Source organism: Vreelandella lutescens (assembly GCF_014640815.1).
Taxonomy (GTDB): Bacteria; Pseudomonadota; Gammaproteobacteria; order Pseudomonadales; family Halomonadaceae; genus Vreelandella; species Vreelandella lutescens.
In genome coordinates this window covers 123,651-135,859 of record NZ_BMHM01000003.1, presented here as the reverse complement: position 1 = coordinate 135,859, position 12,209 = coordinate 123,651, and the positions used below count along the sequence as shown (strand labels likewise).

Genomic DNA, 12,209 nt, shown 5'->3' with positions numbered 1-12,209 from the left:
TGTCATTGAGTCGTCATCCAAACAGAAACAGCAGTGCCGGCCCTGTGGCCGGCACTGCATCGGACAAGCGCAGTTTGCCTTACATGAATGAGCAAACGCTTGACGTCCGTCATTGAAACTCGCCCCTAATGCTGAATGCCTAGGGGCGAGCCGCTTACTGATTTGCCCGATGCTCGATCAGGTCATCGACGACCGATGGGTCTGCCAGTGTACTGGTGTCACCCAAGCCATCACACTCATTGGCGGCAATTTTGCGCAAAATGCGGCGCATAATTTTGCCTGAGCGAGTTTTCGGTAACCCCGGTGCCCACTGAATAACATCCGGCGAGGCGATCGGGCCAATGTCTTTGCGTACCCACTGAGTCAGCTCTTTCTTTAACTCATCGGTGGGGTCGATGCCGCCGTTCAGGGTCACATAAATGTAGATGCCCTGCCCTTTGATATCGTGGGGGAAACCCACCACCGCTGCTTCGGCGACAGAAGAGTGCGCCACCAGCGAGGACTCAATCTCAGCGGTACCCATGCGGTGACCAGAAACGTTAAGCACGTCATCCACACGGCCGGTAATCCAGTAGTAGCCATCCTCATCACGGCGGCAGCCGTCGCCGGTGAAGTACATGCCGTCGTAGGTGGAGAAGTAGGTCTGAACAAAGCGTTCATGGTCGCCCCAGATAGAGCGCGCTTGCCCCGGCCAGGAGTCCAGAATCACCAGGTTGCCTTCGGTAGCCCCTTCCAGCGCGTTGCCTTCGTTATCGACCAACGCGGGCTTCACACCGAAGAACGGCGTGGTTGCTGAACCCGGTTTGAGGTCGGTGGCCCCCGGCAGCGGCGCAATCATGATGCCGCCGGTTTCGGTTTGCCACCAGGTATCGACAATCGGGCACTTCTCTTTGCCGATCACGCGGTAGAACCACTCCCACGCTTCCGGGTTAATGGGCTCACCTACCGACCCCAGCAGGCGCAGCGAATCACGCTTGCTGGAATCCATGACGCCGTCGCCGTGGGCCATCAGTGCGCGTACGGCGGTAGGTGCGGTGTAAAGGATATTGACCTGATGCTTGTCGACGATTTCGCCCATGCGGCCGTGGGTCGGGTAGCTCGGCACGCCTTCGAACATCAGCGTGGTCGCACCGTTCGCCAGCGGGCCATAGACGATATAACTGTGGCCAGTCACCCAGCCGACATCTGCCGTACACCAGTAAATTTCGCCCTCTTGGTAGTCGAAGACGTACTGATGGGTCATGGCGGCGTAGGTCAGGTAGCCACCCGTGGTGTGCTTCAAGCCTTTCGGTGCGCCGGTGGAGCCTGAAGTGTAGAGAATAAACAGCGGGTCTTCCGCGTTCATGGCCTCGGCAGGGCACTCGGTAGACTGCTGGTCGACCAGCTCGTCAAACCACAGGTCGCGACCTTCCTTCCAGTCGATATCACCGCCGGTACGCTTCACCACCAGCACGTTTTTGCACACGTCGGTGCCGTCGCGGGTCAGCGCGGAGTCGACGTTCTCTTTTAGCGGAACATGTTTGCCACCACGCACAGATTCATCGGCGGTAATCACTAGCTTGGAATCCGCACCAATCACCCGCTGAGCCACGGCGTCTGGGGAGAAACCACCAAATACCACCGAGTGCACCGCGCCAATCCGCGCACAGGCCAGCATGGCCATGGCGGCTTCGGGAATCATCGGCATATACAGCGTGACCGTATCGCCTTTTTGAATACCCAGTGATTTCAGGCCATTGGCCAACTGGTTCGTGCGCTCGTACAGTTCACGATAGGTGATGTGCTTGGAATCGTTGGGATTATCGCCTTCCCAGATAATCGCCGTTTGGTCGCCACGCTTTTCTAGGTGACGATCCAGGCAGTTCGCCGCTACGTTCAGCTCGCCGTCTTCAAACCAGCGGATATCGACGTTATCGCGGGCAAACGAGGTGTTTTTGATTTTGCTGGGGGTTTTGATCCAGTCGAGACGCTTGGCCTGCTCGCCCCAGAAACCTTCCGGGTCGTCCATGGACTGCTGATACATTGCCGCATATTTATCTTTATCGGCCCATGCCTTGGCAGCGATGCTATCGCGCACTGGATAGACGTTTTTATGCTCGCTCATGAAATTGCCTCTGTCCGTGAAGTTGCACTCTCTAGGAAATGGTGCCGGTCTTATTATTGGTTACACCGACGCGCGTAATATTTACCTAGCATAAACCTGTCCAGAGCGGCTTCCCTTTAGACATTGGTATTAACATTTTTAATTTTAAAAACAATAACTTAAAACGCCATCATGGGTTTTCAAATGCACTGTAGACCAAGGTCTGATCACAATGACGGCAGCGATAACGACGCCCTTTTACCACTAAGGCATGACGTCTGGCCGTAAAACAGTGGGTCTGGCAGCCACACTCATAGCGATAAGGGCGCGGCTGAGAGCGCTGTGTATCAAACCGGTGAGTCACCTTTGGCACCAAGCCAAACAGGTCTCGCATCACTGCTTGCCACTCGCGCCCATGGGGTTTCAAGCGTGTGCCGTTGGCTAAGTGAAACACCAGCCAGTGGGCCATTTCGTGGGGAATGACTTCGTCAAAGTAAGCGTCGCGATTATCGCTGAGCAGCACGGGATTGAAGCGCAGCCCGCCTCGCCCCAAATGCGCTTGCCCCGCCGAGGCCCCCTTTAAATCAAACCACACCTTGGGTGCAGGCAGTGTTGGGTACACTTCCCGACATCGGGCTAACGCCTGTGCCACCCGCTGCTGAGCGGCATGCATGAGCGCCTCTTGCGAGAGCGCCATCAGATCATCGCGAGGCCATGGGGGCAGTGGTGCAGTCTTCATAGTGATAAACTAGCCATTAATAACGTTGCTCGATTGTTCTGGATCGACAGCGGTTTCTCAAAGATGACGTTGACCACGAGGCTCCCCATGGCAGAGCGCAATAACGTGCCCGCAGCAAACTCGCCCGACAATGCCCCGCCTCAGCCGCTGCTGGATGATGAACAGCTGGATAGGCTGGACGATTTTCTCGACTCGGATCAAGTAGGCGAAGATGCGCTGGACCTGATCTCAGCCCACGGATTTTTGGTGGCGCTGGCCGTTGCTCCCAGCGAGCAGCCGCCAGCCCAGTGGTTAGAAGAGCTATTTCAGGGCACCCCCCATTACCGGGATGACGCCGAACGCGCCGAGATTGAGCAACTGCTGACACAGCTGCGCGATAACGCCATGGCAGTGCTTGAGCAAGGCGGCCTGCCCGAGCTACCGTTTGAGTTGACCCTCGAAGGCATTCCCGCCGAAGAGACGCCAATCGGCGACTGGTGCGCTGGCTTTATGGAGGCAGTGTTTAGCGACGAGAGCGCTTGGTTCCAGGAAGACGAAGAAGCGGCTGCGACGCTGCTGCTACCCTTTATGCTGCTATCCGGGTTATTTGACGATGAACCCGATATGGCGGAGATGGCAAAAGATCAGGCCAACCAGGAGTCCTTAGTCGCTCAACTGCCAGAGCTCGTACTCGACCTTTACCTGCACTACCGCGTGCCGCCTGAAACCCCTAAGCCTAAACCCCGCAAAAAAACGCCCGCCAAAGCCAAGGGCAAAAAGCGTAAGTAATTGCACGGCTATTTGAGTCGCGTCACCCAACCATCAATCACGCCATATACCCACTCCCTGGCCCGCTGCCCCCAAGGCCGCGCGGCCCAGGCAGCGGCATCGACCTCTTGGCTGGCAGCGAAGTTGCGCTCAAAGAGCGCCTGGACTTCATCCGCAAACCCAGCATCGGCGATCTCCTGATTGGCCTCCAGGTTCCAGTGCAGATTCCAGTGATCAAAATTGCACGAGCCAAGGCTGACCCACTCATCGGCCAGCACGAATTTGGCATGGATAAACGTCGGCTGGAACTCAAAAATGCGCACCCCCGCCTTTAACAAGCCATGATAGAAGCGCTGGCCTGCATAGCGCACGCCGGGATGGTCATGCTTTGCGCCCGGCAGCAACAGGCGAACGTCGACGCCTCGTCGTGCGGCACGAATCAAGCGCCGGCGCAGCGAAAACGTGGGCACAAAATAGGGCGTACATAACCACAGCCGTTGGTGGGTACTGCTAACTCGCTCATAGAGTGAATGGCGAATGGCCTGATAGCGATAGCCCCTGGCTGACATCACCCTTCCCCGCACGCCATCCTCATGCAGAGTGGCGCTGCGCTGTGAGGGCAGCGGGATGGGCATTTGGCCGCCCGACGCCTGGCGGGTAAGCCGAGAATGCCATAGGCGCCGAAACAGCGCTTCCCAGTCCGCCACGGCAGGTCCATCAATGCGCAGTGCAATCTCATACCAGGCTTCCAAAAACTCATCTACCGCGCCAAAGCCGCCGGTAAATGCGACCTCGCCATCGACCACCACGATCTTGCGGTGGTCGCGGCTAAGGTTACGGGCCAAGGAGTGAAAGCCTATGGGGTTGAAAAACTGCAGCGCTACACCCGCGGCCTGCAGGCGTTCACGGTCGTCTCGCGCTAACCCCATGGCACCGTAGCCGTCTAGCAGCAGATAAGTGCCTACCCCCCGCTGTGCAGCGGCTGCCAGCGCGTCAATCACTTGGCTGGCCAGCTCGCCAGATTCCATCAAATAAAGCTCTACGAGCACGTAGTGCTGCGCCTGACTCACCGCCTCAAACATCGCCGGTAAAAAGCGCGATGCTTCTGGCAGCAGAACGACGCGGTTTCCTTCTCGCCACTCGTGTTGCATAGAGACTCCTTCTCTTGCCCTAGATTTGACGATGACCGCGTTTAACGGGCCAATGAGCGATGAACGTACAGGTCGTAGCGACTCGTTTTGCCTTCCAGCATGTGCTGAGGAGCAGGACCCGCAATGGGCGGTGCTTTACGGGGTCGCTTTACGACGACTCGGTGCGTTGCCACATCCAGCGCGGCTTCCAACAGCCGTGGGGCATCGTCGTCATCCCCTGCCAGTTCACGAAACACGCGCATCTCTTTTTTAACGAGTGCAGACTTTTCGCGGTGGGGGAACATCGGGTCCAGATGAATCACCTGAGGCGCAAACTCAGCATCGGCGACGAGTGCGGCCAACTGTTCGGCGGCGTCGCCATGGCGCAGTGCCATTCGCCCGGCAATCAGTGCCGTTTCATCTGCGCTAGCGGCACGTTCAAGGCCATCTTGCAGCAGCGCCGCAATGGCGGCGACGCGCTCAATCATCAGCACCTGCGCGCCTAGGCTTGCCAACACAAAGGCATCTCGGCCCAGACCTGCCGTGGCATCCACCACGCTCGGCGTGATGCCTTTGGCTAGCCCACACGCTTTAGCCACTAGCTGCCCTCTGCCACCGCCGAATTGGCGACGATGCGCGGCCTTACCGGATACAAAATCAACGCTGAGCGGCTTGCCGTACTGACGCTCATCCCCCACTAGTGCGAGCTGACCATTCACATAGCTCAGCGTTAATCCTGGCGGCAGCGCCACCTGCGGTACCGGCTGGCTCATGCCGGTTTTTTCCAGGCGACGTTATTGCGCAAATACACGGGCTGCGCCTCATGGGCCGCCTGGCCTAAGCCTGCTTCCAGGTCGCGAGCGGCTAGCCAGGCCATCTCTTCTGCCTGAGGTTCCATATCCGTGAGGTGCTGCGACATGCTGGCCTGCACGCCCACGGCGAACTCATCCCATAGGCCAAAGCCTGAGCCAACGCCCACCCAGTCGGTCTCATCGGCAGGTAGTCGAAACGCACCGGGGGCAATGACGACTTCGTCGCTTTGTAAGCTTACGGCGTCGTTTAGGCAGTGCCAGGTGGCTGCATACACTTCGCCCATGCGGGCATCCAAGGCGGTCACTACATGGCGGAAGTGATAGCGGCGGTGTGCCTGCAGCGCAAGCGCCTCAAGGGTAGAGACGCCCAGCAGCGGGCAGTCTAATCCAAACGCCAGCCCCTGAGCGGTACCGGCGGCGATTCGCAGACCGGTAAATGAGCCCGGACCACGGCCAAAGGCCACCGCGTCCAACTGGCGAGGCGTAATGCCAGCATCTGCCAGCAGCTCATCCACCATCGGCATGAGACGCTTGGTGTGCGCACGAGGCGTTATCTCATAGCGTGCCAGGCATTCACGTTGACCGCCCACTTGGCGGAGCAGGGCCGCTGAACAGGCGCTGGAGGAGGCATCCAGTGCCAGAAGGTATAACGACGACATAGCGGTTTTGCACTCCGTAAAAATAGGGCTCTAGTATACCGCCACACGCCTTTAACGACGATGGCCCGCAGGAAACCTGCGGGCCATCGTGATGCGTAACGCCGCGGCGTGTTTAGCTCAGGGCTTCTTTCACTTGGCGGGTGATATCCGTCACGCTGCCTACGCCCTCTACGCGGTGGTACTGAGGCGCAGCGGCAGGATCTTCTTTGGCCCACTGCTGATAGTAATCCACCAGCGGTGCGGTTTGGTCGTGGTACACCGACAGGCGGTTACGTACCGTGGACTCTTGGTCATCTTCACGCTGAATCAGCGTTTCGCCGGTCACATCATCTTTACCCGGCTCTTTAGGCGGATTGTGCTCAACGTGGTACACGCGACCAGAGGCCGGGTGAACACGACGGCCAGCCAGGCGGCTGACAATCTCTTCATCCGGCACGGCGATTTCAAGGACGTGGTCGAGTTTCACGCCGCCCTCTTTCATGGCATCCGCCTGAGGGATGGTGCGCGGGAAGCCGTCGAACAGAAAGCCGTTAGCGCAGTCGGGCTGGCTAATCCGCTCTTTGACCAGATCAATGATGATGTCGTCTGACACCAAACCACCGCTGTTCATGATCTCTTTAACTTTAAGGCCCAGTTCGGTGCCATCTTTAATAGCGGTGCGCAGCATATCTCCGGTGGAAATCTGGGGAATCTTAAACTGCTCGCAAATAAATTGAGCTTGAGTCCCTTTCCCCGCGCCGGGGGCGCCCAACAGGATTAAACGCATAGCACTGCTCCTTAATGATCGTACTTGATGGGTGGTGATAGATGAAATCAATGAATTGACAATAACCGTGCCGTTCAGGCGACACAACTCCCCAAAAGCCTGAGAGCACAATTATTTATGTTTTTTTAAGTGAAAACAGCAAAGTGGCGACCTCTTGTACTTTGGTCACCCCCTAGCGTCAGGCTTACGCTTAGGCCACAGTGTTTAAACAGGACGCAAACACAAGCGGCGCCCTAATGGGCGCCGCTTACGACTGACAGTATCACTGCTTACAGCAGGAGACGACGAATGTCAGAGAGCACGTCTGCCAGGAAGGCAGTAAAGCGTGCTGCGTCTGCTCCGTTAATCGCCCGGTGATCGTAGGACAACGACAGCGGCATCATTAGGCGCGGCTGGAAGGCACTGCCATCCCATACCGGCTTCATTTGCGCTTTCGATACGCCCAAAATCGCCACTTCAGGTGCATTAACAATCGGTGTAAACGCGGTTCCACCAATCGAACCCAGGCTCGAAATAGTGAAGCAGCCACCGGTCATCTCATCACGCTTGAGCTTCTTGGTTTGCGCTTTTTTGCCCAGCTCCGCCATTTCCTTGGCAATCTCAATCAAGGACTTCTTATCGGCGTTGCGTACCACCGGCACCATCAGGCCATCCGGTGTATCCACCGCGATACCGATGTGCACGTAGTTTTTCCATACCAGCGTATCGCCGTCGCCTTTCAGGCTGACGTTGAACTGGGGGAATTTACGCAGCGCAAAGGCACACGCCTTGACCATAAACGGTAACGGCGTGAGTTTAGCGCCCTGAGCTTCGGCTTCCGCTTTCATCGCTTTACGGAAGTTTTCAAGCTCGGTGATATCGGCTTCGTCGAACTGAGTCACGTGAGGCACGTTGAGCCAGCTGCGATGCAGATTGGTCGCGCCCATTTTGAGCAGACGGCCCATCGGCTTCTCTTCCACTTCACCAAACTGGCTGAAGTCGACTTCTGGCACCGCAGGAATACCCGCGCCACCACTAGCCGCAGGAGCTGCCGCCGTGGCTTTGCCCTGGTTCGCAATGGCTTGCTTAACGTACGCTTGTACGTCCTCTTTCAGCACGCGGTCTTTCGGGCCGCTGGGCTTGACGAGGCCAATATCCACACCCAGTTCGCGAGCCAACATGCGTACCGCAGGGCCAGCGTGCACTAGCTTACCGTCGCGAGGCTTATGAGAGGCCATTTGCGCTTCGGGGCTGGGAGTGCCGGAAGAGGATTGAGCAGGCTTAGCACTCGATGGGCTGGCGCTGCTTTGCTGCGCCTTTTCAGGTGCCGCTTTCTTCGGTGCTGCTTTTTTGGCACCCGCCACTTCCATATAGCCGATCACGTCGCCTTCAGAGACGGTATCGCCCTCTTTGACGGTGATCTCCAGCACCTTGCCTTTATAGGGGCTAGGCACGTCCATGGAGGCTTTGTCAGACTCCAGGGTGATCAGCGGGTCTTCGACATCAACTTCATCGCCCGCGGCGACGCCAATTTCGATAATCGGCACGTCAGCAGAGCCAGAAAGATCCGGCACGCGAATTTCTTTACGTTCCGGCTCGCCGCTGCCGCTCTCCTCTTCGGCCGCGTCTTCTTCAGCGGGCTCACTGGCAGCAGCAGGCTCGTCTGCTTGTGCAGGCGCATCCTCTTCCGCTGCATCGCCTTCACCAGCGATTTCCATCTGGCCGATGACGTCGCCTTCAGAGACGGTGTCGCCTTCTTTAACGCTCAGCGCCACAATCTTGCCGCTGTGCGGGCTGGGCACATCCATGGAGGCTTTGTCAGACTCCAGAGTGATCAGCGTGTCTTCAGCGTTGACCTCATCGCCCGCGCCGACGGCGACTTCGATGATCTCAACGTTATCAGAGCCACCGAGATCCGGGACTTTGATATCCACGGTTTGCTTGCCACCGCTGGCTTTCTTCGGCGCAGGGGCCGCTTCTGGCTGCTTGGCAGGTGCCTCGGGCTGGCTTTTTTCAGCGGCGGCTTCCGGCTCGGCATCGCTCTCACCGCCGCCTTCCACTTCCAGCTCAACGATATCGTCGCCTTCGGAGACTTTATCGCCCTCTTTCACCAACACTTTGATCACCTTGCCGCCTTTCGGGGCCGGTACATCCATGCTGGCTTTGTCGGATTCCAGAGTGATCAGGGTGTCTTCCGCTTCAATGACGTCGCCTTCTGACACCGCAATCTCGATGATTTCGACATCGGTATCCCCACCGATATCGGGAACTTTGATGATTTCGCTACTCAAGGTCGCGCTCCTTCCAAATCGGATCGAGCCGGCGGGCATCTGCCCGCCGGGCAGCGGTTTAGCTAGTCAGCGGGTTCGGCTTGTTGGCGTCAATGCCATACTTTTTCAGCGCTTCGCCGACATGCTTACGATCAATCTCACCGCGTTCAGCCAGGGCACGCAGCGCCGCTACGGTGACGAAGTAACGGTCTACTTCGAAGAAGTAGCGCAGCTTCTCACGGGTGTCGGAACGACCAAAACCATCGGTACCCAGTACGGTGTAGTCATTCGGCACCCAGGCACGCACTTGGTCAGCGTACAGCTTCATGTAGTCAGTAGAAGCAATCACCGGACCATCACGGCCTTCCAGGCACTTAGTGACGTGGGGCTTGTTGGCTTCAGCATCCGGGTTCAGGAAGGCTTCACGCTCCAGCAGCAGCGCTTCACGACGCAGCTCGTTAAAGCTGGTCACGCTCCAGATGTCCGCACCAATGCCCCAGTCGTTGGCCAGCAGCTCAGCGGCCGCTTCTACTTCACGCAGAATGGTGCCCGAGCCCATCAGCTGAACGCGACCTTTGTCACCCTGGGTCTCTTTGAGCAGGTACATACCTTTAACGATATCGTCAGCCGGTACGTTCTCAAGCTCAGGGTGCTCGTAGTTCTCGTTCATCACGGTCAGGTAGTAGAAGCAGTTCTCTTTATCCGTGAACATGCGCTTCAGACCATCCTGCACGATAACCGCCACTTCGTGTGCATAGGTGGGGTCGTAGCTGCGGCAGTTGGGAATGGTGGACGCCTGAATCAGGCTGTGACCATCCTGGTGCTGCAGGCCTTCACCGTTGAGCGTAGTACGCCCGGCGGTGCCGCCGACCATAAAGCCACGTGCCTGCAGGTCGCCTGCGGCCCAGGCCAAGTCACCGATACGCTGGAAGCCAAACATCGAGTAGTAGATGTAGAACGGCAGCAGGGTAACGTTGTTATTGCTGTAAGAGGTCGCAGCGGCAATCCACGCCGACATCGCGCCTGCTTCAGAAATACCCTCTTCGAGAACCTGACCTTTCTGGTCCTCGCGGTAGTACATGATCTGGCCTTTATCGACCGGCTCGTACTTCTGACCTTCAGAGGTGTAGATACCCAACTGACGGAACATGCCTTCCATACCGAACGTACGCGCTTCGTCAGGAATAATCGGCACGACCTGCTTGCCAAGCTGCTTGTCTTTTACCAAACCATTGAGAATGCGCACAAACGCCATGGTGGTAGAGACTTCGCGCCCTTTAGAGCCGCCCATTTGCGAGGCAAAGGTTTTGTCTTCCAGGCTCGGGATTTCCAGCGCGTCAAACGTGCTGCGGCGGCTCGGCAGATAACCGTTGAGACGCTCACGCTGCAGGTGCATGTACTTAAGCTCGGGAGAGTCGTCTTCCGGCTTGTAGTAAGGCACGTCTTTGAGCTGCTCGTCGGTGAGCGGAATACCGAAGCGATCGCGGAATTTCTTCAGCGCTTCGTACTCCATGCTCTTGACCTGGTGCGCTTCGTTGGCTGCTTCGCCATCGCCGCTACCCATGCCGTAACCTTTAACGGTGTGCGCCAGAATGACCGTGGGCTTGCCGTTAGTGGTGTTCACCGCTTCGTTGTACGCCGCGTAGACCTTGAACGGGTCATGGCCGCCACGGTTAAGCTTCCAGATATCTTCGTCGGTGAGGTCTTTGACCATCGCCTCGGTTTCTGGGTACTTACCAAAGAAGTGCTCACGGGTGTAAGCACCGCCGTTCGCCTTGTAGTTCTGGTACTCACCGTCAACCGCTTCATCCATACGTTTTTGCAGGATGCCTTTCTTGTCCTTCTCGAACAGCGGATCCCAGTGACGGCCCCATACCACCTTGATCACGTTCCAACCGGCACCACGGAAGACACCTTCGAACTCGTCCATGACGCGGGAGTTACCGCGTACCGGACCGTCCAGGCGCTGCAGGTTACAGTTGATCACGAAGATCAAGTTATCGAGATTTTCACGGCCAGCAAGCGAGATCGCGCCCAGGGATTCCGGCTCGTCACACTCGCCGTCGCCCATGAAGCACCAAATTTTACGGTCGTGCATATCTTTCAGCTCACGGTGATGCAGGTACTTCATCACGTGGGCTTGATAGATCGCCTGAATCGGGCCAAGACCCATCGACACGGTGGGGAACTGCCAGTAATCCGGCATCAGCCACGGGTGCGGGTAGGAGGACAGACCGTCGCCGTCGACTTCGCGACGGAACTTGTCCATCTGCTCTTCAGACAGACGGCCTTCCAGGTAAGAGCGCGCGTAAATGCCCGGCGCTACGTGACCCTGGATGTAAATCAGGTCGCCTTCAAAGTCGCCTTTGGGGGCACGGAAGAAGTGGTTAAAGCCTACATCGTACAGCGTGGCAGACGACATGAAGCTTGCAATGTGACCACCCAAGCCCGGGTTAGCCCGGTTGTTACGAATGACCTGTGCAATCGCGTTGTAGCGAATCAGAGAGCGAATGCGACGCTCCATGAACAGGTCGCCCGGCATGGGCGCTTCGCGATGAACCGGGATCGTATTACGGTGGGGGGTTGTCACCGAGAAGGGCACCTTCATCCCGTCCCGGCGCAGGCGATCCGCCAGGCGGGTCATCAGGTAGCGGGCACGATCTTCGCCCTCACGATCCAGTACCGATTCCAGGGATTCCAGCCACTCCGTGGTTTCGACCGGATCGAGATCTTCTCTTGTCTCCAGACTCATAGAGGTCTCTCCGAATGACGATAAATGACAATGAGCCCCGCCAACCCTTCGGGCCTGGGGCGGCTGCGGTGTTTAGCCACCACAGGCCAATCAATGCCACGATGCGTTTGCACCGTGCGGGGGTTTTCGTTCTACATTCAACAAGCTACGCTCGTCTTGATGTAGTAAAGCTACACATGTGTGGTAAAAATTAGCCTTTTGTATATGCGAAGATACCGCAAAGTCGCCACGCTGCCAATTCTAGTGAACTGTAAAAGGCTATCCAAAACAAA

At 57.4% G+C, this 12,209-nt stretch carries 9 protein-coding genes; 1 reads left to right on the top strand and 8 read right to left on the bottom strand.

What is annotated here, in order from left to right:
* Positions 1-154 precede the first annotated feature (154 nt).
* Both acs and IEW65_RS08210 read right to left on the bottom strand, forming a co-directional pair.
* Positions 155-2,104, bottom strand: a complete 1,950-nt coding sequence (acs, locus tag IEW65_RS08215) for an acetate--CoA ligase (protein ID WP_188639005.1) — start codon at positions 2,102-2,104, stop codon at positions 155-157.
* A gap of 169 nt (positions 2,105-2,273) precedes the next feature.
* Positions 2,274-2,822, bottom strand: a complete 549-nt coding sequence (locus IEW65_RS08210; RefSeq protein ID WP_188639004.1) for a SprT family zinc-dependent metalloprotease — start codon at positions 2,820-2,822, stop codon at positions 2,274-2,276.
* Positions 2,823-2,909: 87 nt separating this feature from the next.
* Between IEW65_RS08210 and IEW65_RS08205 the strand changes: the two genes are divergently transcribed.
* A complete protein-coding gene (locus IEW65_RS08205) occupies positions 2,910-3,590 on the top strand; it encodes a YecA/YgfB family protein (RefSeq protein WP_188639003.1) in 681 nt (226 codons plus the stop codon).
* Positions 3,591-3,598: 8 nt separating this feature from the next.
* Here IEW65_RS08205 and IEW65_RS08200 read toward each other — a convergent pair whose 3' ends face one another.
* The 6 genes from IEW65_RS08200 to aceE all read right to left on the bottom strand — a co-directional run bounded on the left by IEW65_RS08200 (position 3,599) and on the right by aceE (position 11,937).
* Positions 3,599-4,720 carry a phospholipase D-like domain-containing protein gene (locus tag IEW65_RS08200; protein ID WP_188639002.1) on the bottom strand — a complete coding sequence of 374 codons (1,122 nt, stop codon included), beginning with the start codon at positions 4,718-4,720 and terminating at the stop codon, positions 3,599-3,601.
* 41 nt (positions 4,721-4,761) lie between these two features.
* Positions 4,762-5,472: a class I SAM-dependent methyltransferase gene (locus tag IEW65_RS08195; protein WP_188639001.1), complete on the bottom strand. Its 711-nt coding sequence runs from the start codon at positions 5,470-5,472 to the stop codon at positions 4,762-4,764.
* Positions 5,469-6,170 (bottom strand): tRNA (adenosine(37)-N6)-threonylcarbamoyltransferase complex dimerization subunit type 1 TsaB, encoded by a 702-nt coding sequence (gene tsaB / locus IEW65_RS08190; protein WP_188639000.1) that lies wholly within the window; start codon positions 6,168-6,170, stop codon positions 5,469-5,471. The genes IEW65_RS08195 and tsaB overlap by 4 nt, the downstream gene beginning before the upstream one ends.
* 112 nt (positions 6,171-6,282) lie before the next feature.
* Positions 6,283-6,936 carry an adenylate kinase gene (gene adk / locus IEW65_RS08185; protein WP_188638999.1) on the bottom strand — a complete coding sequence of 218 codons (654 nt, stop codon included), beginning with the start codon at positions 6,934-6,936 and terminating at the stop codon, positions 6,283-6,285.
* Between the two features lie 269 nt (positions 6,937-7,205).
* The gene (gene aceF, locus IEW65_RS08180) at positions 7,206-9,206 is read right to left on the bottom strand and encodes a pyruvate dehydrogenase complex dihydrolipoyllysine-residue acetyltransferase (RefSeq protein WP_188638998.1); all 2,001 of its coding nucleotides are present in this window, start codon (positions 9,204-9,206) and stop codon (positions 7,206-7,208) included.
* A gap of 58 nt (positions 9,207-9,264) precedes the next feature.
* Positions 9,265-11,937, bottom strand: coding sequence for a pyruvate dehydrogenase (acetyl-transferring), homodimeric type (gene aceE / locus IEW65_RS08175; RefSeq protein WP_188638997.1), 2,673 nt, complete (start codon positions 11,935-11,937; stop codon positions 9,265-9,267).
* Positions 11,938-12,209: the final 272 nt, after the last annotated feature.

What these genes read in the sequence shown, in the direction of transcription:
- acs (WP_188639005.1), bottom strand. Translation starts at nt 2,104, where the DNA reads ATGAGCGAGCATAAAAACGTCTATCCAGTGCGCGATAGCATCGCTGCC.
- IEW65_RS08210 (WP_188639004.1), bottom strand. Translation starts at nt 2,822, where the DNA reads ATGAAGACTGCACCACTGCCCCCATGGCCTCGCGATGATCTGATGGCG.
- IEW65_RS08200 (WP_188639002.1), bottom strand. Translation starts at nt 4,720, where the DNA reads ATGCAACACGAGTGGCGAGAAGGAAACCGCGTCGTTCTGCTGCCAGAA.
- aceE (WP_188638997.1), bottom strand. Translation starts at nt 11,937, where the DNA reads ATGAGTCTGGAGACAAGAGAAGATCTCGATCCGGTCGAAACCACGGAG.
- adk (WP_188638999.1), bottom strand. Translation starts at nt 6,936, where the DNA reads ATGCGTTTAATCCTGTTGGGCGCCCCCGGCGCGGGGAAAGGGACTCAA.
- IEW65_RS08195 (WP_188639001.1), bottom strand. Translation starts at nt 5,472, where the DNA reads ATGAGCCAGCCGGTACCGCAGGTGGCGCTGCCGCCAGGATTAACGCTG.
- IEW65_RS08205 (WP_188639003.1), top strand. Translation starts at nt 2,910, where the DNA reads ATGGCAGAGCGCAATAACGTGCCCGCAGCAAACTCGCCCGACAATGCC.
- tsaB (WP_188639000.1), bottom strand. Translation starts at nt 6,170, where the DNA reads ATGTCGTCGTTATACCTTCTGGCACTGGATGCCTCCTCCAGCGCCTGT.